We start from the raw sequence: 25,989 nt of genomic DNA, 5'->3' as shown, positions 1-25,989 counted from the left end.
TCGTAATGTATGCGAATGGGCGCCGTTGTGCGTTTAGTGTCTGGCTTAAGGCCAGGCAACGCCCCATCCGAGCCTGACAGGTCGAACCTGCTGCAGCGCCCCTCGGACAGGTGGCGGGAAAACGGTAGCAAGTAGAGGTTACCGTTTTGAAACGGGGGCGATTATAGCGGGCTATGCTGATCTTCCAAAGCGTTTCTGTCAGTCAATGTCCGAACGGTAATCGAGACCATAGTCGAAGCTTGATAGAGCTCTAGTCCGGGCTCTGCCATGATGCCGGGCATCAATCGGCAAGATGGTCAGGAGTGAATATGAATTTCCACACCCGCAAATGGGTAAAACCCGAAGACCTCAACCCCAACGGCACGTTGTTCGGTGGCAGCCTGCTGCGCTGGATCGACGAAGAGGCGGCGATCTACGCCATCGTCCAGTTGGGCAATCAGCGTGTGGTCACCAAGTACATTTCCGAAATCAACTTCGTCAGCGCCTCGCGCCAGGGCGACATCATCGAGCTGGGCATCACGGCGACCGAGTTCGGCCGCACCTCGATCACCCTGACGTGCGAAGTGCGCAACAAGATCACCCGCAAGAGCATCCTCACCGTTGAAAAAATGGTGTTCGTGAACCTCGGTGAAGACGGCTTGCCGGCACCTCACGGCCGGACCGAGATCAAGTACGTCAAGGATCAGTTCAAGGACGATGACGCCGCTCAGTAAGATCGGCGTCGCTTTCTTCGCGAGCAAGCCCGCTCCCACATTTGAAACGCATTCCAATGTGGGAGCGGGCTTGCTCGCGAAAGCGGTTCTGTATTTGCCGAAGATTTGTCTGGGCACTGAACAGCTGTGAACCCCGCGTGTCGTAGCTAAATAGCCCGCCACCGGTTGCGCACACCATGAACTCGGCACAAGACGGCAAGACCCCGAACCTTTCGGCGCAAGAAGAGCACGAAGTCGAAAAGAGCCAGCCACCCCGTGCCGCGGTGTTGCATGAAATCATCCGTACCCAGGGCGATCAGGAACTGGAGCGCAGCATTGCCGCGTTGTGGTGGTCGGCGCTGGCGGCAGGATTGACCATGGGCCTGTCGCTGATGGCCATGGGATTGCTCAATTCGCGTCTGCCGGACGGTGAAGGGTTCAAGGTGATAGCGAGTTTCGGTTATTGCGCCGGTTTTCTCGCGGTGATCCTGGCCCGTCAGCAACTGTTCACCGAAAACACCCTGACCGCTGTCCTGCCGGTGATGACCAAGCCGACACTGGCCAACTTCGCCCGGCTGCTGCGGCTGTGGACGGTGGTGTTGATCGGCAACCTTTGCGGCACCTTGCTGGTGGCGTACGTGATGCTGGAACTGCCGATCTTCGACAGCAAGACCGATGTCGCTTTCCTCGATATCGGCCGCAAGGTCATGGAAAACCATGCCAGTCAGATGTTCGCCAAGGGCATCGTCTCCGGATGGATGATCGCCACCATGGTCTGGATGATTCCGTCCATGGAGAGCGCCAAGATGTGGATCATCATCCTCATCACCTACCTCATGGCGCTGGGGGATTTCACTCACATCGTGGTCGGTTCGGCCGAGGTGTCGTATCTGGTGTTTGCGGGTGAGTTGCCGTGGAAGGATTTCTGGCTGGTGTTCGCCGGGCCGACGCTGGCGGGGAACATCATCGGTGGCAGTTTTATTTTCGCGCTGATCAGCCATGCACAGATTCGCAGCGAAAGCGGGCCGCCGAAGAAATCAGCGGATCAGAGCGACACGCACGATCCGCAGTTGATCAAAAAACAATCAAGGTGATGCTCAGCCCACCACACCAAGCGCAGCCGCACCCCGACGCTGGCGATAGATGAAGAACAGCGCAGTCAGCACGGTCAACCCGCTGACCAATGCGCCGGTCCAGGGCAAGTCCGCCAGGTCCGCGCCACTGGCCACCACCAGGCCGCCAATCCATGCGCCGGCGGCGTTGCCGAGGTTGAAGGCGCTCTGGTTCAAGGTCGAACCCAGGTTTGGTGCTTCATGAGCCTGATCGATGATCAGCAACTGCAGGATCGGGCACAGTGCAAAGGCGAAAGTCCCCCACAGCACGAGCGTGATCGCAGCCGGGATCACCGAGTGACTGGTTTGCGTGAACGCCGCCAGCACCACCAGCACCGCCAGCGCCATGCCCACCAGCGAAGGCAGCAGTCGACTGTCCGCCAGACGACCACCGAGCATGCTGCCGGCGGTCAAACCAACGCCGAACAACAGCAGCATGATGGTGACGCCGTGAGGGCTGACACCGGTGATGTCCTGCAGGATCGGCGCAATGTAGGTGAACACACTGAACAGGCTGGTCGAGGCCAGCACACTCATGCCCAGGGCCAGCAATACGCTGGCCTTGCCCAGCACCTTGAACTCGCTGGCCAGGTTGGCTTTATCCATCGTAATGTTTTTCGGCAGCCAGACCCATTGCGCAATCGCGGCCAGAACCCCGATCACCGACACCGCCCAGAAGGTCGAGCGCCAACCCGCGTATTGCCCGAGTGCGGTGCCCAACGGCACGCCGAGCACGTTGGCCAGGGTCAGGCCGGTGAACATCATGGCAATCGCCTGGGCGCGTTTGTTGGGTGCCACCAGCCCGGCAGCCACCACCGAACCGATGCCGAAAAATGCGCCGTGGCACAGCGCCGTGATCACGCGCGCGGCCATCAGCGTGGCGTAATTCGGTGCCAGCGCGCAGAGCATGTTGCCGAGGATGAACATCAGCGTCATGCCCAGCAGGGTGGCTTTGCGCGGCATATTGGCTGTGCCGACGGCGAGGATTGGCGCGCCGAACACCACGCCCAGGGCGTAGCCGGTGATCAGCAGTCCGGCATCGGGAATGCTCACGCTGAGGTCGCGGGCGACGTCGGGCAACAGACCCATGATGACGAATTCGGTGGTGCCGATGCCAAAGGCGGCAACAGCCAGGGCAAGCAAAGCGAGTGGCATGCGCAAGGTCTCTGTCGGTAGTCTTGACGCTGTGATCAGGCATACGCAGGCCGACGACCGTTCTCGAGGAGAGCGGGCCAGGCAGAATTTTTATTGGAATTGGTCTGTGCGCAACTGAGTGCGGCGTGGTCGCTTGCAGTATAAACAGCCACTGACATATGGCGAATCAATTCTCTGCGCGGATTCTGCAGGAGCGAGCTTGCTCGCGAAAGACGTCAAGGCAACGCGTTTACTCAGACAGCACGCGTTATCGTTAACGTCCATCGCGAGCAGGCTCGCTCCTACGGGGATCGTGGAGACGACAAAAGGAGTAGGCCGTGCTTGCGACGGCGTTGGTGTTGGTGGCGGCGCTGTTGCATGCGGCGTGGAATACCCTGATCAAGTTCAGTGCGGAGCGGCTGTTGGTGGTGGCCTGCATGGACAGCGTGGCGCTGCTCTTTGTCGCGCTGATGTTGCCGTTCCTGAGCGTGCCGCCACTGGAGATCTGGCCATGGATACTGGCATCGGCGGCGTTCGAGTTGCTCTATCGCTATTTGCTGATCCAGGCCTATCGGGTCGGCGACCTCGGGTTGGTCTATCCATTGATGCGCGGCCTGTCACCGTTGGTGGTACTGGCGCTGACGCTGATCTTTGCCGGGGAAGTGCTGACCCACCAACAGATTTTCGGCATCCTGCTGATCCCGTTCGGCATGCTGTGCCTGCTCTGGCAGGGCGGTGGCGGTGCGCGCCTGCCGTGGTCGATGTTGCCGGTGGTGGCGCTGATCGGCCTGTGCATCGGTTGCTACACGTACATCGACGGGCAGGCATTGCGACGCTGGTCTCATCCACTGGATTACCTTATCTGGGTCACCTTGCTCAGCGCCTGGCCGTTTCCGCTGTTGGCGTTAGTGCGCAAGCGCCCCGCGTTCATGCTGTTTTGGCGCGAGCAGTGGCGGTTGGGCCTGGCGGTCGGGTTCTGCGTGTTGTTCAGCTACGCTCTGGTGCTGTGGGCGATGCAGTTGGGTTCGATTGCCGAAGCGGCGGCATTGCGCGAGATCAGTGTGATTCTGGTGGTGCTGTTTGGCATGCGTTACCTCAAGGAGCCTTTCGGTCGGCCTCGGCTCCTGGCCTGCGGGCTGGTACTGATCGGCATACTGGTGATGAAGTTTTGATCGCTCCGATGAAATTCGATTTTCTATGAACTTGAAAAAAGGACGGCGTTATGACGGTGGCTCTGTGGTGCGTTTTGATCGCGATTCTCCTGCCGTATGTATGTACGTGGGTCGCCAAGATCAGTGGCGGGTTCAGGCTGAAAGACAATCATGACCCTCGGGATTTTCTCGACTCTCTGGAAGGCTTTGGCAGGCGGGCGCACGCGGCGCAGTTGAACAGTTTTGAAGTGACCCCGGCGTTCGCCGCGGCGGTGATCGTGGCGCACCTGGCCGGCAATGCCGAACTGGTGACGATCAATGTGCTGTCGGTGTTGTTCATCACCAGTCGCCTGCTCTACATCATTTGCTACCTGGCGGACTGGGCGACGCTGCGGTCGCTGGTGTGGTTCGTGGGGATGGCGTTGATCGTGAGTTTCTTTGTGGTGTCGGTCTAAAAATCTTCAGGGTATTTGCGGGCCCCATCGCGAGCAGGCTCGCTCCCACAGGAGTGTGCGTTTCAATGTGGGAGCGAGCCTGCTCGCGATAGCTATCTGGCAGCCACCGCTGGTTTAGGGTTTTGTCTTCTCTGCATCCGCCACCTGCGGCACTTGTGGCAGCGCAGCACCTTTGGGCCAGAGCATCCAGATCTGCCCCTGCTGTTTCATGTCCCCGGCCAGTTGCCCGGCCGCATCGCCGGTGCCCCAGAACAGATCCGCCCGAACCTCGCCGGCAATGGCACCGCCGGTGTCCTGTGCGGCCACGGGGCGAACCAGCGCTGTGCCGTCCGGTCTGGTGGTGGACAGCCACAACAGGCTGCCCAGCGGGATCACCTTGCGATCCACCGCCGCGCTGTAACCGGCGGTCAACGGTACGTTCAACGAGCCGCGCGGACCTTCGTTGCTGTCCGGGTTACGGGTGAAGAACACGTAGCTGGGGTTGCTGCCGAGCAGTTCGGGAATCCGTGTCGGATTGGCCTTGGCCCATGTGCTGATGGCGCCCATGGTCACGTCTTCTTTTTTCAACTCACCCTGTTCCACCAGCCAGCGGCCAATCGGTCGATACGGATGACCATTCTGATCGGCATAGGCAATGCGCAACTGGCGCCCATTGTCGAGCTGGATACGACCCGAACCCTGGATTTGCAGGAACTGCAGGTTCATCGGATCGGTCAGCCAGGCCACGACCGGCGCCTTGACCCCTTTGTTTTCGATGGTTGCCGCATCGTCGTACGGCTTGAGCACGCGACCTTCGAGCCGGCCGCGAAGGCGTTTGCCCTTGAGTTCCGGGTAAATGCTGTCGAGGGCGACGATGATCATGTCCTCGGGGACGCCATACACCGGGACATTGGCTGCGCTGGTCTGGGTCAGGCTCCCGGGATAGACCGGCTCGTAGTAGCCGGTGATCAAGCCGTTGGGGTTGTCGTTGGCGGCACGCAGGCCATAAACGTCGAGGTTCTGCTTGAGAAAACCACGGATGTCGCTGGCGGTTTGCGGCACGTTGGTGGCCGCTGTGCAGGTTCCGCCCCAGACCGGGTCGGCCTTGAGTCGGGTGCAGGCGCTGCGCCACGAACCGAAGCCGGCTACCAGGTCGTTGTCAGACACCGCCGGCAGCGCTTCCCATGTGGCACTGGAGTAGGTGGCCAGGGCGTGGGTTTTCGGTTGTTGCTTGTCGCCACCGGTGCAGCCTGCGAGCAGGGCCACCATCGGCAGGGTCCAGGCCAGGCTGTGACGCCATGCCTTGAAACGGCTGTTCATGGAGTGATTCCTTTGCCGGTTGCCTGAGCGCTCCATGCGCTCAGGCAACCCTTGTTGATAATAGGGCTATTGGTCTTTGCCGATGACACGAGGATACTGGCCGCCGTTTCCGTGACCTGAAGCCACCATGACTCTTAAAAGACTTTCTGTTGTATTGCTGGCCTGCCTGACGTTGTCCGCTTGTGGCGGCATCGACCCCAACTCGCCGCTGGGCCAGCGCAAGGCCATTTTCAAGCAGATGCTCAACACCGGTGAAGACCTGGGCGGCATGTTGCGTGGGCGCATTGCGTTCGATGGCCCGAAGTTCGCCGAGGGCGCGGTGAAACTCGATGCGCTGTCCCGTGAGCCGTGGCAACACTTTCCGCAGGTCCGCGAGGAAGATCACACCAGCGCCAAGAGCAATGTCTGGGAGCAGCAGGCGCGCTTCCAGGCCATGGCCCGTGACCTTGAATCCGCCACCGGTGAATTGGTGATCGCCAGCCAGGTTCAACCCTACAAGGCCAGCAACCTGGGGCCGGCGGTGCAGAAAGTCGAAGATGCTTGCAGTGCGTGTCATAAGGCGTTTCGGGATCATTGATTGAAGTTGTTCGGTCTGACGTCTTCGTCGGAACGCCGCCCGGAGCAAGCCCGCTCCCACATTGGTTCTTCAGTTAACACAACATTTGTGCCAGCCGAAACTCAATGTGGGAGCGGGCTTGCTCGCGAAGGCTGCTTTAGTAGCACCAAAGATCCATGTTCGTTGCCAGTGATTATTTATCCAGCTCATCCAGGGCGTCCTGCAATTCCTTGCGGGCATCTGCGAGTTTGTCTTTGCGCTTGTTGATCTTGTCGGGGTCGCCTTTTTTCATGGCCTTGTCGAGGTCCGCCTGACGCGTGCTGACTTCGTGCCTGGCGTCGAGCACCTTGTTTTCCCGTTCTTTCTTCAGCGAGGCGTCGGTGCAGTTCGCTTCGACTTCGCTCAGGGCTTTTTCCAGGCCTGCCTGCTGGTCGGCGTTACCGTGGACCTTGGCCAATTCGATCTGGTTGACGATGCCTTGCTTCTTGGCCGCACAACCGGTCAGCCCCGGCGCTTCCTCGTCCGCCATCAACGGGGTGGCCAACACGCTGCAAAGGGTCAACAGGGCGAGCGGTGAAAGAAATTTCATAAAAGCTCCATGTAAGAAGGCAAGCAGACCGGTGTGGCGATGGCTTGTTGGAGCCTGGCGGTCCACAGGGGTTCCCGGTGGACGCAGGGCTGACAGCTAAAAGCCGTCAATCCCCGCATCACGTAACGTTTCACTCAAGGCCAGGACCTGCGGATGGCGGAAAAAAGCGTTCAATTGCGCCGCGCGTCCCGGCCCGATATCGGCCTGGGCCTGCCATTGTCGGGTATCTCGCTGTGCCAGTGCCTGCCATTCATCGCCGAGAGGTGCCTGACCTGTCGGCGGCAATCCCAGGGCTTTCAGCCAGTGCGCGAACGGGCGTTGCCGGGCCTGGTTGAAACTGTCTGCAAGGCGAGCCGCGCTGCGCTCGCCGAAACCGTCAATGGTAGCAAGGTCTTGGGCATCGAGGGTCAACCAATCCAGAAGACCGTTCAGGCGACCTGTTGCAAGAAGTTTTTCCCACGTGCCCGGACCCACATTGGGCAGTGCCAGCCCCTGTTTGCTGCTGAGCCAGGTCAGGCGCGCGAGAAACTGGCTTTCGCAGCCCGGGGTCGGTTGCCAGCAACTCAACGAATGAAAGTCCGCTGCCTGCGGCGCGTTCAATTCTGCGCGTTCGCTGCTGCGCAATACGACGCTATCGAGCCTGGGGATGGTCAGTCCGGCCAGGCTGATGGCGACCTGGTCACCCGGACGTATGTCCAGCGTCTGCCAACGTTGCAACGAACCGACGCTGACGTGTTTGATCTGCCGGTCATCGAGCTTCACCGGGATCAGTTCAAGTACCGGAGTGATCCGCCCGGTCCGGCCGATCCTGAAGTGAACCTGGCGGACTTCGGCCAGTGCCCGGGCGAAGGGGTATTTCCAGGCGATGGCCCAGTAGGGTGACTTGGCCTGCCAACGCTCGGCGGCTGGGCGCTGATTCTGGCGCAGGACGATGCCGTCGCTGGCAAAGGGCAGGGGGGAGCGATACCAGTGTTCGCGCCAGCGTTCGGCATCGATGACGGAGGCGATGGGCTGGCTGTATACCGTGGTACTCGGGAAGCCCAGCGCAGTCAGCGCCGCGGCACGCGCGGGCACGCTCGCCGGCCCCTGGGGCCAGTCCCAGACAAACAGGTCGATGCCGGCGGCCTGTTCGGCGCTCAACACCTTGCGCGCCATCAGGCCGGCGACCGAGCCACGAGCATTGAGGCTACCGGCCCGGGCCTGCACGTGATCGGTCAGGCGCCAATACAGTTCGCCTTGCACGATCAAGTCCCGGGCCTGCGATAGCCGTTGCGGGATGGCCGGAATCTGCCGCGCAGGAACCGTCCAGTCCTGGCCGCTCTCGCCGTCACCACGGCTGATTGCCTGGGCCAGCAGGCCGTTGCGGTACACCAGGGTCACCGCCACGCCATCGATTTTAGGCTGGACCCAGACGTCCACCCGGTCACGCAGCCATTTTTCCACGGCGGGCTGATCGTGCAATTTGTCCAGGCCAGTGTGGGCGATAGGGTGGGGCAACGTACCGCGTGCAGTGCGCAAGGGGTCTGCGGACGGGCTCAGTTTGAAGCAGTGGCGCCATTGGGTGAGTCGCGCGCGGGATTGGTCGTAGAGTTCATCGGCGACCAGTGAGCGTCCCTGACGGTGATAGCTGTCGTCCCAGAAGTCGATTTGCTGTTGCAGTTTGCCGACTTCGTTCAGGGCGCGTTCGGATGGCCAGTCCGGGCATTCGGTGGCACTGGCGGTCAGGTGGGCAAAGGTCAGTAGAAAGGCGAAAAACAGGCGCAGGTCGGGAAGCATCTTGAGCGTCCTTGCTCGGTGAGGTGCGTGAAGGCTAGGTCAGTATTGGGTGGTGCGGACAGGGGGTGTTTTGCCGGGTATTTCTGGTGGTTGTACTGGCCTCATCGCGAGCAAGCTCGCTCCCACAGGGAATTGCGTTTGCCCACAGATCTCGGGCGCTCCAAAGATCAACTGTGGGAGCGAGCCTGCTCGCGATGAGGTCACGCGGTCTCAAGCGCAAGCCAATAAAAAGCCCCGCAGGGCGCGAACCGTGCGGGGCTTCGGGTATTGCGGGGAAATCTTACAGGCCGGCAGCAGAACGCAGGGCGTCGGCGCGGTCGGTTTTTTCCCAGGTGAACGTGGTGAAGGTGTCGTCACCCACGGTCTTGGTCGCCGGGGTGCGACCGAAGTGGCCGTACGCAGCGGTTTCCTGGTACATCGGGTGCAGCAGGTCGAGCATGGTGGTGATCGCGTATGGGCGCAGGTCGAACACTTCGCGGACCAGTTTGACGATCTTGTCATCGCTGATCTTGCCGGTGCCGAAGGTGTTCAGCGAGATCGACGTCGGTTGAGCAACACCGATGGCGTAGGACACCTGGATCTCGCAGCGCTCGGCCAGGCCGGCGGCAACGATGTTCTTGGCCACATAACGACCGGCGTAGGCCGCCGAACGGTCAACCTTCGATGGATCCTTGCCGGAGAACGCGCCACCGCCGTGACGGGCCATGCCGCCGTAGCTGTCGACGATGATCTTGCGACCGGTCAGACCGCAGTCACCCACCGGGCCGCCAATGATGAACTGGCCGGTCGGGTTGATGTGGAACTGGGTGTCTTTGCTCAGCAGTTCGGCAGGCAGCACGTGCTTGACGATCAGCTCCATCACGCCTTCGCGCAGGTCGTTGTACGACACTTCAGGGTTGTGCTGGGTCGACAGAACGACGGCGTCGATACCGACCACCTTGCCGTTTTCGTAGCGGCAGGTGACTTGCGACTTGGCATCCGGGCGCAGCCAAGGCAGCAGACCGGATTTACGGGCCTCGGCTTGCCTTTGCACAAGTTGGTGCGAGAAGGTGATCGGCGCTGGCATCAGCACGTCGGTTTCGTTGCTGGCATAGCCGAACATCAGGCCCTGGTCGCCGGCGCCCTGATCTTCAGGCTTGGCACGGTCGACACCCTGGTTGATGTCAGGGGACTGCTTGCCGATGATGTTCATCACGCCGCAGGTCGCACCGTCGAAGCCGACGTTGGAGCTGGTGTAGCCGATGTCGGTGATCACGTCACGAACGATCTGCTCCAGGTCAACCCAGGCGGTAGTGGTGACTTCGCCGGCGATGATCGCCACGCCCGTTTTCACCAGAGTCTCGCACGCCACACGGGCGAACTTGTCTTCAGCAATGATGGCGTCCAACACCGCATCAGAAATCTGGTCGGCGATTTTGTCCGGATGCCCTTCAGACACGGACTCGGAGGTGAAAAGGGAGTATTCGCTCATCTCGATGTTTTCCTGAAATTACCGATGGTGAGTGTCGCCAGCCGGTCGCTGAAAATGGCGGACCTGGATCTGGAAACCATTGCGTAAGCCTACATAGAGGCTTTCCCCGGGAGCGAGTCCCGCAGCGGTGGCCCAGCGGGCCAAATCGTCCTGTTCAAACCCCAGCCAGAGATCACCGCAGGCCTCCTTGGCCCAACTCTGGTTGTGGCTACATAACTCTGTCACTAACAGGCTACCGCCTGGTTGCAGCAAGTGGGCCATGTGCTTGAGCGCATCGGCCGGCGCGGCAAAATGATGCAGCACCATGTTCAGTACCACGCAATCGGCCTTGAGGCTGACGCCGTTCAATGCATCGGCCAATTGCAGGTTAACGTTAGTCAGCTTGTCGCGTTCGCAGACCTGGCGCGCCAGTTCGAGCATCGCGGTGCTGTTGTCCAGTGCCGTGACTTGCGAGAAGCGGCGCGCCAGTTCCGGCAGGAATGCGCCATCGCCAGGGCCGACTTCAATGGCTGTGGCGTCTTTGTCGAAGCTCAGCTTGTCGAGCAGGGCCACCACGCTTTCGCGGTATTGCGGCAGGCCGGCGATCAAGTCTTGCTGGGCGCGAAACTTCTCCGCTACCCGTGAGAAAAAATCCTGGCTGGCCGCCGCACGTTGCCCATGGACCTGGGTGATGCGCGCCTGCACATCGGCCGGCAGCGTCAGGTTGTCCACTTCTTCGAGCAGGGCTGCGTGCAATTTGCCGCCCAGCAGTTCGGTGTGGGGCAGGGCGCGACGGTAGAAAATCGCATTGCCTTCGCGGCGCGTCGCCACCAGGTCGGCCTGGGCCAGTACCTTGAGGTGGTGGCTCATGCCTGACTGGCCGATGCCGAAGATCTGCGCCAGTTCCAGCACACCGAACGAATCGTTGGCCAGTGCGCGCAAAACATTCAGCCGCAAGGGATCGCCGCCAGCCTTGCACAAGGCCGCCAGCTCATCGCAATCGTCATGTTGAATGGAAGGCACGCGTAAGTTCATAGGGGCGGCAGTCTAGTCACGGGTCGAATGCATCGCAAGAGCAATATCAAAAAGTTTTGATATTGCTCGATGGATGGCACTTCTCGACGTTAGCTTCAGTCAACAAACGAACGGCGGAAAGGATTCATCAGGCGAAACCGCCGTTATCCGTTGGAAAAACGCCTCCAGATGACTATCTGTCATTGCCCCGAGGCGGCCCGGTGAGGGAAAATGCTCGCCTTTTTTCCGTTTCGTTTTATTCAAACCCCCAGGAGATCAGCGATGCCTAGCCGTCGTGAGCGTGCCAACGCCATTCGTGCCCTCAGCATGGATGCCGTGCAAAAAGCCAACAGCGGCCATCCCGGTGCCCCTATGGGTATGGCAGATATCGCCGAAGTACTTTGGCGCGACTACCTCAAGCACAACCCGAGCAATCCATCGTTCGCCGACCGTGACCGCTTCGTGCTGTCCAACGGCCACGGCTCGATGTTGATCTACTCGCTGCTGCACCTGACCGGCTACGACCTGTCGATTGACGACCTGAAACAATTCCGTCAACTGCACAGCCGTACCCCGGGTCACCCGGAACTCGGCTACACCCCTGGCGTGGAAACCACCACCGGCCCACTGGGCCAGGGCCTGGCCAACGCCGTGGGTTTTGCCCTGGCTGAAAAAGTCATGGCGGCGCAGTTCAACCGTCCTGGCCACAATATCGTCGACCACCACACCTATGTGTTCCTGGGTGATGGCTGCATGATGGAAGGCATTTCCCACGAAGTCGCTTCCCTCGCCGGTACCTTGGGCCTGGGCAAGCTGATCGCCTTCTACGATGACAACGGCATCTCCATCGATGGCGAAGTCGAAGGCTGGTTCACCGACGACACGCCGAAGCGTTTTGAGTCCTACAACTGGCAAGTGATCCGCAATGTCGACGGTCACGACCCGGAAGAGATCAAGACTGCGATCGAGACTGCGCGCAAAAGCTCGCAGCCAACCCTGATCTGCTGCAAGACCACCATCGGCTTCGGTTCGCCGAACAAGCAAGGCAAGGAAGACTGCCACGGCGCCCCGCTGGGTGACGCGGAAATCGCCCTGACCCGTGCGGCGCTGAAATGGAATCATGGCCCGTTCGAAATCCCGGCCGATATCTACGCCGAGTGGGATGCCAAGGAAGCCGGTCGCGCTGTGGAAGCCGAGTGGGACCAGCGTTTCGCTGCCTACTCCGCCGCGTTCCCTGCCGAAGCCAACGAACTGGTGCGTCGTCTGAGCGGCGAACTGCCGGCCGACTTCTCGGAAAAAGCCTCGGCGTACATCGCCGAAGTGGCCGCCAAGGGCGAAACCATCGCCAGCCGTAAAGCCAGCCAGAATGCCCTGAACGCATTTGGCCCGCTGCTGCCTGAGTTCCTCGGCGGCTCGGCTGACCTGGCCGGTTCCAACCTGACCCTGTGGAAAGGCTGCAAAGGCGTCACCGCCGAAGACGCCAGCGGCAACTACATGTACTACGGCGTGCGCGAGTTCGGCATGACCGCGATCATGAACGGCGTTGCCCTGCACGGCGGCCTGGTGCCTTACGGCGCGACCTTCCTGATGTTCATGGAGTACGCGCGCAACGCGGTGCGCATGTCGGCCCTGATGAAGCAGCGTGTGATCCACGTCTACACCCACGACTCCATCGGTCTGGGCGAAGACGGCCCGACTCACCAGCCAATCGAGCAACTGGCCAGCCTGCGCTGCACGCCGAACCTCGATACCTGGCGTCCAGCCGACGCCGTTGAATCGGCGGTGTGCTGGAAGTACGCGCTGGAGCGCAAGGACGGTCCTTCGGCCCTGATCTTCTCCCGTCAGAACCTGCAGCACCAAACCCGCAATGCGATTCAGATCGAAGAGATCGCCCGTGGCGGTTACGTGTTGAAGGACTGCGCAGGCGAGCCTGAGCTGATCCTGATTGCCACGGGTTCCGAAGTGGGCCTGGCGGTTCAGGCTTACGACAAGCTGACCGAGCAGGGTCGCAAGGTGCGCGTGGTTTCCATGCCGTGCACCAGCGTGTTCGATGCCCAGGACGCCGGCTACAAGCAATCGGTCCTGCCGTTGCAGGTCAGCGCCCGTATCGCCATCGAAGCCGCTCACGCGGACTACTGGTACAAGTACGTGGGCCTGGAAGGCCGCGTGATCGGCATGACCACCTACGGCGAGTCGGCGCCTGCGTCGGCCTTGTTCGAAGAGTTCGGCTTCACCCTGGAAAACATCCTGGGTCAGGCTGAAGAGCTGCTGGAAGACTAAATCCGGAAATCGGGTTGTCTGAACTGACGCTATCGCGAGCAAGCTCGCTCCCACATGGACGGTGTATACCCTGTGGGAGCGAGCTTGCTCGCGATGACAATGGAACATTCAACGCTGCACTAACGGATTCACCACGGTAATCGAGAACCCCATGCCTCAACCGCGTCCCTACAAAGTTGCACTCAACGGCTACGGCCGGATTGGTCGTTGCGTCTTGCGTGCGTTGTTCGAGCGAGGCGAAAAGGCCGGGTTTGAAATTGTCGCGATCAATGATCTGGCAGACATGGCCAGCATCGAATACCTGACACGCTTCGACTCCACCCATGGCCGGTTCCCCGGCGAAGTGAAGGTCGAGGGCGATTGTCTGCAAATTAATGGCGACTGCGTGAAGGTCCTGCGTAGTGCCACCCCCGAAGGCATCGATTGGGCGTCCCTGGGCGTCGATCTGGTGCTGGAGTGCTCCGGCGCTTATCACACTCGCGAAGACGGCCAGCGTTTCCTCGACGCTGGCGCCCCGCGCGTGCTGTTTTCCCAGCCGATGGCCAGCGAGACGGACGTCGACGCTACCATCGTCTACGGCGTGAACCAGGATTGCCTGACCGGCGACGAACTGCTGGTGTCCAACGCGTCCTGCACCACCAACTGCGGCGTGCCGCTGCTGCGCCTGCTGAATCAGGCCATTGGCCTGGATTACGTGTCGATCACCACCATTCACTCGGCGATGAACGATCAGCCGGTCATTGATGCCTATCACCATGAAGACCTGCGCCGCACCCGTTCGGCGTTCCAGTCGGTGATTCCGGTGTCCACCGGTCTGGCGCGTGGTATCGAACGCCTGTTGCCGGAACTTGCCGGCCGAATTCAGGCCAAAGCCGTGCGGGTGCCGACGGTCAACGTGTCCTGCCTCGATATCACGATGCAGACCGCCACCGCGACCGACGCCACCGAGGTCAACCGGATCCTGCGCGAAGCCGCCACCAGCGGCCCGCTCAAAGGCCTGCTGGCTTACACCGAGTTACCTCACGCAAGCTGTGATTTCAACCATGACCCACATTCGGCGATCGTCGATGCCAGTCAGACCCGAGTTTCCGGCCCACGGCTGGTGAACATCCTGGCCTGGTTCGACAACGAATGGGGTTTTGCCAACCGAATGCTGGACGTTGCAGAACACTATCTGCAAACAGCGACTTCAAAAAAACCTGCTCTCTAAGATCAGCTACTCAGGAAATGCGACCCATGACCGTGTTGAAGATGTCCGACCTCGATCTGCAAGGTAAGCGCGTATTGATCCGCGAAGACCTCAACGTCCCAGTCAAGGACGGTGTTGTCACCAGCGATGCGCGTATCCTGGCCTCGCTGCCGACCATCAAGCTGGCCCTGGAAAAAGGCGCGGCCGTGATGGTCTGCTCGCACCTTGGCCGTCCGACCGAAGGCGAGTTCTCGGCCGAGAACAGCCTCAAGCCAGTCGCCGACTACCTGAGCCGTGCCCTGGGCCGTGAAGTGCCGCTGGTGGCCGACTACCTGGGCGGCGTCGACGTCAAGGCCGGCGACATCGTGCTGTTCGAAAACGTGCGTTTCAACAAAGGCGAGAAAAAGAACGCCGACGAACTGGCCCGGCAATATGCCGCCCTGTGCGACGTGTTCGTGATGGACGCCTTCGGCACCGCTCACCGTGCCGAGGGTTCGACCCACGGCGTGGCCAAGTTCGCCAAAGTCGCTGCTGCCGGCCCGCTGCTGGCGGCCGAGCTGGATGCACTGGGCAAGGCCCTGGGCGCTCCAGCCCAGCCAATGGCTGCCATTGTTGCCGGTTCCAAGGTGTCGACCAAACTCGACGTACTGAACAGCCTGAGCCAGATCTGCGATCAGTTGATCGTCGGCGGCGGCATTGCCAACACCTTCCTGGCCGCTGCCGGTCACCCGGTCGGCAAGTCGCTGTATGAGCCAGACCTGCTCGACACCGCCCGCGCCATCGCCGCCAAAGTCAGCGTGCCGCTGCCAGTGGACGTGGTAGTTGCCAAGGAATTCGCTGAAAGCGCCGCTGCGACCGTCAAGCTGATCGCTGACGTCGCTGCCGACGACATGATCCTGGACATCGGCCCGCAGACCGCGGCGAATTTCGCCGAGCTGCTGAAGTCGTCCAGGACTATCCTGTGGAACGGTCCGGTCGGTGTGTTCGAGTTCGACCAGTTCGGCAATGGCACCAAAGTGCTGGCCCAGGCCATCGCAGACAGCGCGGCGTTCTCCATTGCCGGCGGTGGCGACACCCTGGCCGCCATCGACAAATATGGCGTGGCCGAGCAGATCTCCTACATTTCTACCGGTGGCGGCGCATTCCTCGAATTCGTCGAAGGCAAGGTTCTGCCCGCCGTTGAAGTCCTGGAAAGCCGGGCCAAGGCCTGAGGGTCGCCCGTTTGACCAGGCAAGGGAGTGTTGAAATGGTCAAGACGTTAGCGCTGTTGATCGTCGCGGGTTCATTGGCGGCATGCGGGAGTAATCCGAAGGCCACTGCGGAGCCGGCGCCGTCCGAGTCGGACAAAGGCTGCTACCAGGCTGACTGGCAGGCGGAAACCAACCCGGTGCTCAACAAGCGTTCCGGGCCGGAAGGCCTGGACAAATACGAGACCCGGACGCCCGCCAAGGAACATGGCTGCCCTTGACGGGTCTGACTCATTACTCAGGGCTGGCAGCGTGCGCCGCCAGTCGAGGGACACGGATGAAAGGTTTTATCGCCGTCACGGCGCTGGCGCTGTTGGCCGGTTGTGCTCAGTTGAACCTGTTCCAGTCGTCCGCACCTGTGGATAACTGGACCACCTGGACCTGCGACAGCCAGGCCAAGGTGCTGTGGCGCTACACCGACGACAGCCTCAGGGAAGTCGACGTGCGCCTGGGCGGTGCCGATCAGGTCTACCGCCTGAAGCAGGAACCGGGTGCATCGGGTTCGCTGTACAGCAATGACATGCTGGCGTTTCACATAAAAGGTGAGGAAGGCCTGGTTTACTGGGTCGCCACCAATGATTTGATTGGCCGTGGCTGTCACTTGTAGGAGCGAGCTTGCTCGCGATGGTCTTTAACGATAACGCGGGGCACCTGAATGCCCGCGTTGTCTGGGCCAGCATCGCGAGCAAGCTTGCTCCTACAGGGGGCCGATGTTCTGGAATTGATGCAACACCGAATTCGCAGCCCGGGCCAACCCCCGATCTGCAATAACTTGAATAGCCGCCGCCGCTCCGGCAGGCTGGCACGATTAACGACCCTCAACCGGGAGAGATACACACAATGGCACTTATCAGCATGCGCCAGATGTTGGACCACGCAGCCGAGTTCGGCTACGGCGTTCCAGCCTTCAACGTCAACAACCTTGAGCAGATGCGCGCCATCATGGAAGCCGCTGACAAGACTGACTCCCCGGTGATCGTCCAGGCTTCGGCCGGTGCTCGCAAATACGCCGGTGCACCGTTCCTGCGTCACCTGATCCTGGCCGCCATCGAAGAATTCCCGCACATCCCGGTGTGCATGCACCAGGACCACGGCACCAGCCCTGACGTCTGCCAGCGCTCCATCCAGCTGGGCTTCAGCTCGGTGATGATGGACGGTTCCCTGGGTGAAGACGGCAAGACCCCGACCGACTACGACTACAACGTCCGTGTGACCCAACAGACCGTGGCCATGGCCCACGCCTGTGGTGTTTCGGTAGAAGGCGAGCTGGGCTGCCTGGGTTCGCTGGAAACCGGCATGGCCGGTGAAGAAGACGGCATCGGCGCCGAAGGCGTTCTGGACCACAGCCAGATGCTGACCGACCCGGAAGAAGCCGCTGACTTCGTAAAACGTACTCAGGTGGATGCCCTGGCCATCGCCATCGGTACCAGCCACGGCGCGTACAAGTTCACCAAGCCGCCTACCGGCGACGTGCTGGCCATCGACCGCATCAAGGAAATCCACAAGCGCATTCCGAACACTCACCTGGTGATGCACGGTTCGTCTTCGGTTCCGCAAGAGTGGCTGGCGATCATCAACCAGTACGGCGGCGACATCAAGGAAACCTACGGCGTACCGGTTGAAGAAATCGTCGAAGGCATCAAGCACGGCGTGCGCAAGGTCAACATCGACACCGACCTGCGCCTGGCATCCACAGGCGCAATGCGTCGCCTGATGGCCACCAACCCGAGCGAGTTCGACCCACGTAAATTCTTCGGCGCCACCGTCACCGCCATGCGCGACGTATGCATCGCTCGCTACGAAGCTTTCGGTACTGCCGGTAATGCATCGAAGATCAAGGCGATCTCGCTGGAAGGGATGTACCAGCGTTATCTGAAGGGTGAGTTGAACGCCAAGGTCAACTAAGCCCGGGCGTTAAGCTTCATCAATAAAGAACCCGCCATTACGCCTTCGCGAGCAAGCCCGCTCCCACAGGGTCAACGGTGCCTCGACATCATTGATTGTGATCGATATCCAGCTTGCTGAAGGTCACTTTCCCGCCTTCAGTGGTGTACCCGGTGTTGTCCTGCACATACACCCCGGCCTTGAAATACAACGGTTTGTCGCGCCAGGTTGTGCTGATTTGCGTATCCCATTGATAACCTGCCGCGCTGATGCCCAAGGCGCCACCGGGGCTGAGGTGAATGAGATAGTTGAACTCCTGGTCGAGTTTCACTCCCGTCGCAACGATGATCACCCGGCCCTCATCGTCGTCGGGGTGCATCCGGACCTTGGCCACGATATTGCCGGTGGCTGTACTGGTTTTGTATTGGTACTCGACCTTCACCAAAGGTTTTTGGCTTTGATAGGCATGGATCTGGCCGATGACGATTTTCCCGGTACTCGGCACCTGGTTCACTGCCAGAGTGGCATGCAACAAATTGTCGGCATCCGGGTAATACCAGTTGTGCAACGTGCCGTTGCTGTAGGTTTCACGCAATTCGGTGCGCGGATAAATCGCGTTTTCGGTACGGGAGCCAGTCACGGGCGACCAGAAAAACAATGTGCCGGTGTCGGAATGGAAGTATTGATCTTTGAAACCATCCACCAGTTTTGAGGTTTCAACGGTGTACGGCGGGCTGCCGACGGGGACGCTGAGGTTCCAGGTTGCGAGATCGATCATGTCGGTTCTTCCACTTGATTCATGCTGGACGGACGTGCCAGAAGCTCTAGACCGCACCTTTGGGGCGGCCTTTATAAGCGTAGCGGGATATTTTGTTAACTCTCGTCTGACGGGTGGTTGACGTCAACATCCTGTCGAAGATGCCATCTTTCCCGGGTTTCATCGACCGTTAGTCGGTAAAAAGACACTGTGATTAAATGATGGCCCACTGACACCTTCTGCTTTTGCAGAACCGGGTCTAGAGTGAAGGCACAGTATTTGTCCGGTTTTCACGAGAAACCGGCCTGACACCCCGCAATTAGAGAAGCAGCATGGAATGCGCGCAACCCACGCCAGTAGAAGGCGGCTCAACCCTTTTAGTCGTCGACGATTACCCTGAAAACCTGATCAGCATGCGCGCGTTGTTACAGCGCCAGGACTGGCGGGTCATGACTGCCGCCTCGGGTTTCGAGGCCCTCGGTTTGTTACTTGAACACGATTTCGACCTGGTGCTGCTGGACGTGCAGATGCCGGGCATGGACGGTTATGAAGTGGCACGCCTGATGCGCGGTAGCCAGCGAACCCGTCTAACGCCGATCATTTTCCTGACCGCCAACGAACAGTCCCAGGACGCCGTGATCAAGGGCTATGCCAGTGGTGCGGTGGATTACCTGTTCAAGCCGTTCGACCCACAGGTCTTCACGCCCAAGGTCCAGGCGTTGCTCGAACACCAGCGTAACCGCCGGGCCTTGCAGCGCCTGAGTCATGATCTGGAAGCAGCTCGTGCCTTTAATGCGTCGGTGCTGGATAACACTGCCGAAGGCATTCTGGTATTGGGGGAGGACGGTCTGATTCGTTTTGCCAATCCGGCGATGTCACGGTTGCTCAATGCCACGGTGCAGGAACTGCAAGGCAAGGAGTTTCTGGACTACCTGCAAAAACCGCATATTCCGATCTGGGCCGATTCCGAGTTGCTGACCGGATATAAACGCGGCGAAACCCTGCGCCTGCACGATGCCCTGCTACGAACGGCGCCCGGACAGCAGGTGCCGGTGGCCTTGTCCTGCGCGCCATTGCCTGCCGAGCAACATGCGATGGTCGTGACCGTGCTGGACATGTCGGTGGTGCGTCATCTGCATAAGCAACTGGAATTTCAGGCGGTCACCGATCCGCTGACCGGACTGCTCAACCGCCGGGGTTTCTACCAGACCGTAGAGAACCTGCTGTTGCGCGGTGAGCGTTCCGACTGTTCCTGGGTCTTGATGTACCTGGATCTCGACGGCTTCAAGCGCGTCAATGATTCGCTCGGGCACGATGCTGGCGATCGGGTGTTGCGCTGGGTCTCCGAGCAGTTGAAGGCTTGCCTGCGGCCCTTCGACATTCTGGCGCGGATGGGTGGCGACGAATTCACCGCGCTGCTGGATCTGGAGCTCCCCGAGCAAGCGGCGAAGATTGCCGAGAAGCTCATCGAGCGGGTGTCGATCTGTCAGCAGATCGACGGCCTCGATATCGCCCTGGGTGCCAGCATCGGCATCGCCACGTTCCCTGATTGTGGCGCCAGTCTCGACGGGATGCTGCGGGCGGCCGACATCGCCATGTATGAAGCCAAGCGCGCCGGTCGCCAGCAATATCGCTTCTACGATCACGAAATGAACGGCCGGGCGCGCTCGCGGCTGATGCTGGAAGAAAGTGTGCGCACGGCCATCGAGAACCGCGATTTCAATCTGGTGTATCAGCCTCAGGTGGCGATAGCCGACGGGCGGATTCGTGGCTTCGAGGCCTTGTTGCGCTGGCAGCATCCGAGTGTTGGCGATGTCCCCCCGGGGCTGTTTTTGCCATTGATGGAGGAGGCGCGGCTGATCAGCCATCTGGGCAGCTGGATCTACCATCGCAGCGCCGGGCAACGCAAAGCCTGGGAGTCCCTGTTTACCGAGGATCTGGTGCTGGGCGTCAGTTTGAGCAGTACACAGTTCGGCATGCCCAACCTGGCCACAGAGTTGCGCCAGGTGCTGGAGCGCCATGGCTTGCAACCGCGTCAACTTGAGGTGGAGGTCACGGAAGAGGCCTTGATGCACAACCCCGAAGAAACCCGCAAGCAATTGCGCCTGCTGCACAATCTGGGTGTACGAGTGGCATTGGATGACTTTGGGGCCGGACCCTGCTCCCTGTCGCACTTGCGCGACCTGGAGCTGGACACCCTCAAGCTCGACCGGCATTTGATCGCCCGGTTGCCGGAGTCGGTACGGGATGCGGCGCTGGTACGCAGTGTGATCGACCTGTGCAAACAGTTCGGGATGCTGGTGATTGCCGAAGGGGTGGAAACCGTCGCGCAGTTTGAATGGCTGCAAGCCAATGGCTGTGAATATGTGCAAGGTTTTCTGGTGGCCCGGCCGATGATGGCCGAAGACACCGGGGTCTTTGTCCAGCCGTTTGACTGGAGCGCGCTGCCCCGCTGAATTCGCTACACTGGCGACCTTTCAGTGACGCGTATTGCCGCCCCGATGACTGTGTTGAAATATCTTCAGGCCTATCCCGCTACCTTGCAGGATCAGGTGCGCCAGCTGATCGCCGACGGTCGGCTGGGCGACTACCTGAGCCAGCGTTACCCGGAAAAACACGGGGTGCAGAGCGACAAGGCGCTGTACACCTATGCTCTGGACCTCAAGCAGGAATACCTGCGTAATGCTCCGGCCATCGACAAGGTGCTGTTCGACAACCGCCTGGACCTCACTCACCGTGCCCTTGGCCTGCACACCACGATATCCCGGGTACAGGGTGGCAAGCTCAAGGCCAAGAAGGAAATCCGCATCGCGTCGCTGTTCAAGGAAGCGCCTGGCGAGTTCCTGAAGATGATCGTGGTGCATGAGCTGGCGCACTTCAAGGAATCGGACCACAACAAGGCTTTCTACAAACTGTGCGAGCACATGCTGCCGGGGTATCACCAGGTGGAGTTCGATGTGCGGGTGTACCTGACGTGGCGGGATCTGTAGGAGCTGCCGCAGGCTGCGATCTTTTAAGGAGCATTTGATGGACGTGAGCAAGACCAAGAGCAGCTTCTATCGCCGGTTGTACGTGGCGTACCTGATCGACAGTGGTCTGGCCAGTAGCGTCCCGACGCTGACCGAGGTCACCGGCATGCCCCGGCGTACGGCGCAGGACACCATCGCGGCGTTGGCGGATCTGGATATCGTTTGTGAGTTCGAGCAGGAAGAGGGCGCGCGCAACCATGCGGGACGCTATCGGATTCGCGAGTGGGGGGCGATTGATCGCGGTTGGATCGAGCGTAATCTGCGGCAGATCAAAGCGGTGCTGGAGTATCCCTGAAATCTGTAGCGTCTGAGCCGATGCCTTCGCGGGCAAGCCCGCTCCCACAGTTGATTTGAGTTGTGAACACAATCCAGTGTGGGAGCGAGCTTGCTCGCGATAAGGACTTCAAGAACGACGCATGCCAATGTGTGGAATACCATCCTCGACAAACTCCTCACCCGTCACGACAAACCCGTACCGCCCGTAATACCCCTGCAAATGTGTCTGGGCTGAGAGGTAGATCGGCGTTTCCGGCCAGCGTTCTTCAATCTGCTTCAACGCCTGGTCCATCAATGCATGTCCAAGCCCGGCGCCTCGTGCGTGTGGAGCAATGATCACCCGACCGATCACTACGTCCCCGCCTTGCAGTTCCGGGTCGAGCAGCCGCAGATAGGCCACCAGTTGATTGCTGTCCCAGGCCATCAAGTGGCAAGTGTCACCTTCCAGGTCCTGGCCATCCACGTCTTGATAAGCGCATTGCTGCTCGACGACGAACACTTCTGCGCGCAATTGCAAAATGGCGTACAGCTGCTCCTTGCCCAAGTCGCTGTGGTGTTTGCAGATCCAATCGACTGTCATGTTTTGATTCCCTGAAAACGTCGTTCCGATACTAAGCGCACTCAGGCCAGAAGTCTTTATGGCGGAAGAATCTGTGACATAGGCCAAAATGCCATCATTCATTTCTCGCGTGGATGTCTTCTTTGTGTAATCTGGATCGAAGCGCTGTGCTGTGGCTTCGATGAGCTAATGTTTAGTACCCGGGTCATGCCGGTACGGGGCCTTGGAGTTTTGGCTGAAAACACGTCGGGCAACCCGCCCGCTAAGGATTCTCTAGCATGCCGCGATTGCATCGAGCTTTTGCTTTGATTGGATTGCTGTTGCTGGTTCAGGGGGCAGCGGCAGAAAAACTGCGGTTGGTCGCTGATGCCTGGCCCCCCTTTACCGATGCCACGCTTGTCAACGGTGGTCTGGCCACGGACATTGTCAGTACCGCGCTCGCCAGGGCCGGCTATGCCAGTGAGTTCGAGCAGGTCCCCTGGGCACGGGCCTTGATGGGATTGGGTGAGGGCCGATACGACGTGCTGGTCAACGCCTGGTACAACGACGAGCGTACAAAATTCGGCCAGTTTTCTGGCGAGTACCTGCTCAATCGCGTGCGTTTTCTCAAGCGCAAAGACGCGCCCATCGAATTCAATAGCCTGCAGCAATTGCACACTTATCCGATTGCCATCGTGCGTGGTTACGCTTATTCGCCCTCGTTCGACAACGACGAGTCGTTGCAGAAAATCCCCGTGCACAGTTTCGCCATGGCGGTGCGCATGCTCGCGGCCGACCGGGTCAAACTGACACTGGAAGACGAATACGTTGCCCGCTACTACCTGGCCCGTGAGTCACCCAAGGTACGTAATGCCGTGGAATTCCTGCCCAAGCCCTTGAGCGAGAACAGCCTGCATATTCTGGTCAGCCTGAAGAATCCGCAGCATGGGCAGATCGTCGCCGGTTTCGACCGCGAGATCGCGGCGATGAAGGCGGATGGCAGTTATGACAAGTTGATGAAGCAGCATGGGATGTGAGTGGGTTGAGCCAGTTTCTGTGTTGATGCTGATGGCCCCATCGCGAGCAGGCTCGCTCCCACAGGGGTTCACTGGTGTTCACAAAACTTGTGTCGACTGAAGATCTACTGTGGGAGCGAGCCTGCTCGCGATGAGGCCCGCCTGGACACCACAGATTTCAATCCTCACTCGTATCCTTGATGAGATGCGCCGCCAACGTCCGCAACGGCCCAAGCTGCCGACAAATCAGCGCCAGTTGCGTCTGCACCAGCCGCTGGCCTTCATCGATTTCATCGGGCATCTGTTCCAGTTCATTGGCCAGTGCTTCTTCTTCATCACTCTGAATCGCAACCGAAGACTTGCTCGTCAGCCCTTGGGCGATCTCGTCGATGCTGGCGGCCAGTTTCACCCCGGCCCCGTCGATCAAATGTTCACGCACGTCCGCCGGCAGTTGGGTTTCCCGGTGTGCGCCAAGGCCCGACAGGTAACTGAGTAACGTGTGCGACAGCACCAGGAAGCGAAAGCCTACATCCGCTTCCTTACGAAAGTGTCCCGGCTCCATCAGCATGTTGGCCAGTGTGGTCGACAGCGCCGCGTCGGCGTTGTGCGCGTTGCGGCGGGCCAGGCGGTAAGCCAGGTCGTCAGTTTTGCCCACAGCGTATTGCTGCATGATCTGGCGCAGGTAAATGCTGTTGCAGGCCAGGGTATTGGCCAGCACTTTGTTCAGGCGCCGCCCCTGCCAGTCCGGCAGGAACAGGAACACCGCCAGCCCGGCGATCAGGCTGCCGAGCAAGGTATCGAACAACCGTGGCAGGAACAGCCCGTAACCGTCACCCACCTGGTTGAAGCAGAACAGCACCATCAAGGTGATTGCCGCCGTTGCCAGGGTGTAGCGGGTGGTGCGGTTGGTAAAGAACACCACCCCGGCGGCGATGGCGAAACACGACTGGATCAGCGGGTTCGGGAACAGGTCGAACAGCGCCCAGGCCAGGGTCAGGCCGATGGCGGTGCCAATGATTCGCTGACCGAGTTTGCGGCGGGTGGCGCCATAGTTCGGCTGGCAGACAAACAGTGTGGTGAGGATGATCCAGTAACCTTGGGACGGGTGGATCATATGCACCATGGCGTAGCCGATACTCAACGCCAGGGGCAATCGCAGGGCATGGCGGAACAGCAGCGAGGTCGGCGTCAGCTGCGTGCGCAAGCGCAGCCACACGTCCTTGAGATTGCGCGGCGAACGGTCAAGCAAGCTGCTGTCGGTAGCGTCGGCCAGGGCGTCGGGGTTGCTGGCATCGCTGAGCAAGCGGTCGAGGGTGCCGAGGTTGGCCGCCAGTGCCCGCAGTGAACGCAGCAAGCCGCGCCAGGCCGGGTTGCTCTGGATGCGCAGGTATTCGAGAGAGGCATCCAGGTCGCTCAGGGCCTCGGCGAAACTGGCGTCATAGGTGAACGGCTGGCGCATCTGGATCGATTCGGCCAGGGCTCGACAGGCTTTGCCTTGCTGGCGCAACAGGCGCTGGCAACGGAACAGCACGTCACTGTGGAAAAACGCTTCTGCGAGTGCGTTGTACGGATAGTGCGAAGAGCTGGCGCGTTCGTGGATGTCCTGGGCGAGGAAGTACAGCTTGAGGTAGCGGCTGACTTTCGACCCCGGGCGCCCGTTGCCGACCCGGTGCAGGATGATCTCCTTGGCGGCATTCAGTGCCGCCACCACCCGGCCGTTCTGCTGGGCCAGTTCCAGGCGCCGCGCCTCCACGTCCATCTGCCGGATCGGTTCGAACAGCGAGGATTTCAGCTTCAGGTAAAAGCCCAGCTCGCGGAACAATCGCGCCAGGCTCTGCTGCACCGGCTGATTGGAAAACAGCGCCTGCCACAACACCGAGAGCAGGCCGTACCAGGCGGCACCGGCCACCAGCAGCACCGGTTCGTGCCAGACATCGATGACCGCACCGCCACGCTGGTCCACGCCAATCATGGTGTAGACCGACAGAATCAGTGTCGCCGAGGCAATCGCGCCATAGCGCTCGCCGAGGGCGCCGAGCATGGTCAGGCAGAACGCGGCCAGGGCGAAGGCGATGATAAACAGCGAGGGGTAGGGGAAAAGCAGTTCGACGGACAGGGCGGCAACAGCAAAACACACCAGCGTCACGGCCAGCGCGTTGAGACGGCCCTGCCAGCTGTCGTCGGTCTCGGCCAGGGCACTGGCGATAATCCCCAGGAACAACGGGATCAACAGGCCCATTTCGTCCTGATACCAACACAGCGCCATGGTGCCGGTCAGGGCAATGAATACCCGCACGCTGTAGCTGAATTTATCCAGCGCCCATAGGCGACGCAGAGACTGGCGGAATGAAGTCGATGACATGAAATGCGAAGGCCTTCCGAGGCAATGACGCTAAATTGAGCCACTAATGACGCCGACGCAATGGCGCCGATCACATCAGACAGCAAAATCTGTTCCTTGATGCCGCACGTATTCAATGTAGGAGCGAGCCTGCTCGCGATGAGGCCGGTACATTCAACATTGATGTCGACCGTCAGACCGCTA

Annotated in this window: 24 protein-coding genes and 1 riboswitch; of the genes, 15 read left to right on the top strand and 9 right to left on the bottom strand. The window is 60.3% G+C overall.

Annotation, left to right across the window (positions count from 1 at the left end):
- Positions 1–10 precede the first annotated feature (10 nt).
- Positions 11–110, bottom strand: a riboswitch (S-adenosyl-L-homocysteine riboswitch).
- A 198-nt stretch (positions 111–308) separates the two neighbouring features.
- Both AB4Z35_RS05220 and AB4Z35_RS05215 read left to right on the top strand, forming a co-directional pair.
- A complete protein-coding gene (locus AB4Z35_RS05220; RefSeq protein WP_007994339.1) occupies positions 309–713 on the top strand; it encodes an acyl-CoA thioesterase in 405 nt (134 codons plus the stop codon).
- A gap of 176 nt (positions 714–889) precedes the next feature.
- The gene (locus tag AB4Z35_RS05215) at positions 890–1,786 is read left to right on the top strand and encodes a formate/nitrite transporter family protein (protein ID WP_442096246.1); all 897 of its coding nucleotides are present in this window, start codon (positions 890–892) and stop codon (positions 1,784–1,786) included.
- 3 nt (positions 1,787–1,789) lie between these two features.
- Here AB4Z35_RS05215 and AB4Z35_RS05210 read toward each other — a convergent pair whose 3' ends face one another.
- A complete protein-coding gene (locus AB4Z35_RS05210; RefSeq protein ID WP_442096245.1) occupies positions 1,790–2,959 on the bottom strand; it encodes an MFS transporter in 1,170 nt (389 codons plus the stop codon).
- Between the two features lie 317 nt (positions 2,960–3,276).
- On the opposite strand from AB4Z35_RS05210, the gene AB4Z35_RS05205 reads away from it, so the two are divergent.
- Entirely contained in the window at positions 3,277–4,110 is an 834-nt protein-coding gene (locus tag AB4Z35_RS05205; protein ID WP_442096244.1) for an EamA family transporter, read from the top strand.
- Positions 4,111–4,160: 50 nt separating this feature from the next.
- Entirely contained in the window at positions 4,161–4,544 is a 384-nt protein-coding gene (locus AB4Z35_RS05200) for an MAPEG family protein (RefSeq protein ID WP_442096243.1), read from the top strand.
- Positions 4,545–4,658: 114 nt separating this feature from the next.
- On the opposite strand, the gene mltA is transcribed toward AB4Z35_RS05200, so the two are convergent.
- Positions 4,659–5,843 carry a murein transglycosylase A gene (gene mltA / locus AB4Z35_RS05195; protein WP_442096242.1) on the bottom strand — a complete coding sequence of 395 codons (1,185 nt, stop codon included), beginning with the start codon at positions 5,841–5,843 and terminating at the stop codon, positions 4,659–4,661.
- A 127-nt stretch (positions 5,844–5,970) separates the two neighbouring features.
- Here mltA and AB4Z35_RS05190 point away from each other — a divergent pair, with 127 nt between their 5' ends.
- A complete protein-coding gene (locus AB4Z35_RS05190; RefSeq protein ID WP_442096241.1) occupies positions 5,971–6,420 on the top strand; it encodes a c-type cytochrome in 450 nt (149 codons plus the stop codon).
- A 172-nt stretch (positions 6,421–6,592) separates the two neighbouring features.
- Here the strand turns inward: AB4Z35_RS05190 and AB4Z35_RS05185 are convergent, their stop codons facing one another.
- The 4 genes from AB4Z35_RS05185 to AB4Z35_RS05170 all read right to left on the bottom strand — a co-directional run bounded on the left by AB4Z35_RS05185 (position 6,593) and on the right by AB4Z35_RS05170 (position 11,249).
- Positions 6,593–6,988: a DUF1090 domain-containing protein gene (locus AB4Z35_RS05185; protein WP_007995693.1), complete on the bottom strand. Its 396-nt coding sequence runs from the start codon at positions 6,986–6,988 to the stop codon at positions 6,593–6,595.
- A gap of 96 nt (positions 6,989–7,084) precedes the next feature.
- Positions 7,085–8,764 carry an NAD-dependent DNA ligase LigB gene (ligB, locus tag AB4Z35_RS05180; protein WP_442096240.1) on the bottom strand — a complete coding sequence of 560 codons (1,680 nt, stop codon included), beginning with the start codon at positions 8,762–8,764 and terminating at the stop codon, positions 7,085–7,087.
- 280 nt (positions 8,765–9,044) lie between these two features.
- Positions 9,045–10,235, bottom strand: a complete 1,191-nt coding sequence (metK, locus tag AB4Z35_RS05175; RefSeq protein WP_116261473.1) for a methionine adenosyltransferase — start codon at positions 10,233–10,235, stop codon at positions 9,045–9,047.
- Positions 10,236–10,253: 18 nt separating this feature from the next.
- The gene (locus AB4Z35_RS05170; RefSeq protein ID WP_116261472.1) at positions 10,254–11,249 is read right to left on the bottom strand and encodes a metalloregulator ArsR/SmtB family transcription factor; all 996 of its coding nucleotides are present in this window, start codon (positions 11,247–11,249) and stop codon (positions 10,254–10,256) included.
- A gap of 261 nt (positions 11,250–11,510) precedes the next feature.
- On the opposite strand from AB4Z35_RS05170, the gene tkt reads away from it, so the two are divergent.
- The 6 genes from tkt to fba all read left to right on the top strand — a co-directional run bounded on the left by tkt (position 11,511) and on the right by fba (position 17,849).
- Complete coding sequence (gene tkt, locus AB4Z35_RS05165) at positions 11,511–13,508, top strand: transketolase (protein ID WP_442096239.1); 1,998 nt, start codon at positions 11,511–11,513, stop codon at positions 13,506–13,508.
- Between the two features lie 151 nt (positions 13,509–13,659).
- Positions 13,660–14,718, top strand: coding sequence for an erythrose-4-phosphate dehydrogenase (gene epd / locus AB4Z35_RS05160; protein WP_442096238.1), 1,059 nt, complete (start codon positions 13,660–13,662; stop codon positions 14,716–14,718).
- Positions 14,719–14,744: 26 nt separating this feature from the next.
- Positions 14,745–15,908: a phosphoglycerate kinase gene (locus AB4Z35_RS05155; RefSeq protein WP_007981629.1), complete on the top strand. Its 1,164-nt coding sequence runs from the start codon at positions 14,745–14,747 to the stop codon at positions 15,906–15,908.
- 35 nt (positions 15,909–15,943) lie between these two features.
- Positions 15,944–16,165: a hypothetical protein gene (locus AB4Z35_RS05150; protein ID WP_442096237.1), complete on the top strand. Its 222-nt coding sequence runs from the start codon at positions 15,944–15,946 to the stop codon at positions 16,163–16,165.
- A 56-nt stretch (positions 16,166–16,221) separates the two neighbouring features.
- Positions 16,222–16,551 (top strand): MliC family protein, encoded by a 330-nt coding sequence (locus tag AB4Z35_RS05145; protein WP_057712966.1) that lies wholly within the window; start codon positions 16,222–16,224, stop codon positions 16,549–16,551.
- A 233-nt stretch (positions 16,552–16,784) separates the two neighbouring features.
- Positions 16,785–17,849 carry a class II fructose-bisphosphate aldolase gene (gene fba, locus AB4Z35_RS05140; protein ID WP_007981624.1) on the top strand — a complete coding sequence of 355 codons (1,065 nt, stop codon included), beginning with the start codon at positions 16,785–16,787 and terminating at the stop codon, positions 17,847–17,849.
- A gap of 88 nt (positions 17,850–17,937) precedes the next feature.
- Here the strand turns inward: fba and AB4Z35_RS05135 are convergent, their stop codons facing one another.
- Positions 17,938–18,606, bottom strand: coding sequence for a polysaccharide lyase family 7 protein (locus AB4Z35_RS05135; RefSeq protein ID WP_442096236.1), 669 nt, complete (start codon positions 18,604–18,606; stop codon positions 17,938–17,940).
- 311 nt (positions 18,607–18,917) lie between these two features.
- Between AB4Z35_RS05135 and AB4Z35_RS05130 the strand changes: the two genes are divergently transcribed.
- Genes AB4Z35_RS05130 through AB4Z35_RS05120 form a run of 3 tightly spaced genes read left to right on the top strand, consistent with a single transcriptional unit; the run spans position 18,918 to position 21,909 of the window.
- Entirely contained in the window at positions 18,918–21,041 is a 2,124-nt protein-coding gene (locus AB4Z35_RS05130) for a putative bifunctional diguanylate cyclase/phosphodiesterase (protein WP_442096235.1), read from the top strand.
- Positions 21,042–21,086: 45 nt separating this feature from the next.
- Positions 21,087–21,575, top strand: coding sequence for a M48 metallopeptidase family protein (locus AB4Z35_RS05125; protein WP_007995683.1), 489 nt, complete (start codon positions 21,087–21,089; stop codon positions 21,573–21,575).
- A gap of 37 nt (positions 21,576–21,612) precedes the next feature.
- Entirely contained in the window at positions 21,613–21,909 is a 297-nt protein-coding gene (locus AB4Z35_RS05120; protein WP_116261465.1) for a winged helix-turn-helix domain-containing protein, read from the top strand.
- A gap of 108 nt (positions 21,910–22,017) precedes the next feature.
- Here the strand turns inward: AB4Z35_RS05120 and AB4Z35_RS05115 are convergent, their stop codons facing one another.
- Positions 22,018–22,470, bottom strand: coding sequence for a GNAT family N-acetyltransferase (locus AB4Z35_RS05115; protein ID WP_442096234.1), 453 nt, complete (start codon positions 22,468–22,470; stop codon positions 22,018–22,020).
- A gap of 257 nt (positions 22,471–22,727) precedes the next feature.
- Here AB4Z35_RS05115 and AB4Z35_RS05110 point away from each other — a divergent pair, with 257 nt between their 5' ends.
- On the top strand, positions 22,728–23,465 hold the full coding sequence (locus AB4Z35_RS05110; protein ID WP_442096233.1) for a substrate-binding periplasmic protein: 738 nt from the start codon (positions 22,728–22,730) through the stop codon (positions 23,463–23,465).
- 157 nt (positions 23,466–23,622) lie between these two features.
- Here AB4Z35_RS05110 and yccS read toward each other — a convergent pair whose 3' ends face one another.
- Complete coding sequence (yccS, locus tag AB4Z35_RS05105; RefSeq protein WP_442096232.1) at positions 23,623–25,806, bottom strand: YccS family putative transporter; 2,184 nt, start codon at positions 25,804–25,806, stop codon at positions 23,623–23,625.
- Positions 25,807–25,989 lie beyond the last annotated feature (183 nt).

It is taken from the genome of Pseudomonas sp. KB_15, assembly GCF_052114525.1.
Classification (GTDB): domain Bacteria; phylum Pseudomonadota; class Gammaproteobacteria; order Pseudomonadales; family Pseudomonadaceae; genus Aquipseudomonas.
Note: the sequence above shows the minus strand (reverse complement) of the source record. Positions and strands in the feature narration are given on the sequence as shown.

Coding starts and splice junctions, on each gene's coding strand:
- AB4Z35_RS05220 (WP_007994339.1), top strand. CDS start 309: ATGAATTTCCACACCCGCAAATGGGTAAAACCCGAAGACCTCAACCCC.
- AB4Z35_RS05215 (WP_442096246.1), top strand. CDS start 890: ATGAACTCGGCACAAGACGGCAAGACCCCGAACCTTTCGGCGCAAGAA.
- AB4Z35_RS05210 (WP_442096245.1), bottom strand. CDS start 2,959: ATGCCACTCGCTTTGCTTGCCCTGGCTGTTGCCGCCTTTGGCATCGGC.
- AB4Z35_RS05200 (WP_442096243.1), top strand. CDS start 4,161: ATGACGGTGGCTCTGTGGTGCGTTTTGATCGCGATTCTCCTGCCGTAT.
- mltA (WP_442096242.1), bottom strand. CDS start 5,843: ATGAACAGCCGTTTCAAGGCATGGCGTCACAGCCTGGCCTGGACCCTG.
- AB4Z35_RS05190 (WP_442096241.1), top strand. CDS start 5,971: ATGACTCTTAAAAGACTTTCTGTTGTATTGCTGGCCTGCCTGACGTTG.
- AB4Z35_RS05185 (WP_007995693.1), bottom strand. CDS start 6,988: ATGAAATTTCTTTCACCGCTCGCCCTGTTGACCCTTTGCAGCGTGTTG.
- ligB (WP_442096240.1), bottom strand. CDS start 8,764: ATGCTTCCCGACCTGCGCCTGTTTTTCGCCTTTCTACTGACCTTTGCC.
- metK (WP_116261473.1), bottom strand. CDS start 10,235: ATGAGCGAATACTCCCTTTTCACCTCCGAGTCCGTGTCTGAAGGGCAT.
- AB4Z35_RS05170 (WP_116261472.1), bottom strand. CDS start 11,249: ATGAACTTACGCGTGCCTTCCATTCAACATGACGATTGCGATGAGCTG.
- tkt (WP_442096239.1), top strand. CDS start 11,511: ATGCCTAGCCGTCGTGAGCGTGCCAACGCCATTCGTGCCCTCAGCATG.
- epd (WP_442096238.1), top strand. CDS start 13,660: ATGCCTCAACCGCGTCCCTACAAAGTTGCACTCAACGGCTACGGCCGG.
- AB4Z35_RS05155 (WP_007981629.1), top strand. CDS start 14,745: ATGACCGTGTTGAAGATGTCCGACCTCGATCTGCAAGGTAAGCGCGTA.
- AB4Z35_RS05150 (WP_442096237.1), top strand. CDS start 15,944: ATGGTCAAGACGTTAGCGCTGTTGATCGTCGCGGGTTCATTGGCGGCA.
- AB4Z35_RS05145 (WP_057712966.1), top strand. CDS start 16,222: ATGAAAGGTTTTATCGCCGTCACGGCGCTGGCGCTGTTGGCCGGTTGT.
- fba (WP_007981624.1), top strand. CDS start 16,785: ATGGCACTTATCAGCATGCGCCAGATGTTGGACCACGCAGCCGAGTTC.
- AB4Z35_RS05135 (WP_442096236.1), bottom strand. CDS start 18,606: ATGATCGATCTCGCAACCTGGAACCTCAGCGTCCCCGTCGGCAGCCCG.
- AB4Z35_RS05130 (WP_442096235.1), top strand. CDS start 18,918: ATGGAATGCGCGCAACCCACGCCAGTAGAAGGCGGCTCAACCCTTTTA.
- AB4Z35_RS05125 (WP_007995683.1), top strand. CDS start 21,087: ATGACTGTGTTGAAATATCTTCAGGCCTATCCCGCTACCTTGCAGGAT.
- AB4Z35_RS05120 (WP_116261465.1), top strand. CDS start 21,613: ATGGACGTGAGCAAGACCAAGAGCAGCTTCTATCGCCGGTTGTACGTG.
- AB4Z35_RS05115 (WP_442096234.1), bottom strand. CDS start 22,470: ATGACAGTCGATTGGATCTGCAAACACCACAGCGACTTGGGCAAGGAG.
- AB4Z35_RS05110 (WP_442096233.1), top strand. CDS start 22,728: ATGCCGCGATTGCATCGAGCTTTTGCTTTGATTGGATTGCTGTTGCTG.
- yccS (WP_442096232.1), bottom strand. CDS start 25,806: ATGTCATCGACTTCATTCCGCCAGTCTCTGCGTCGCCTATGGGCGCTG.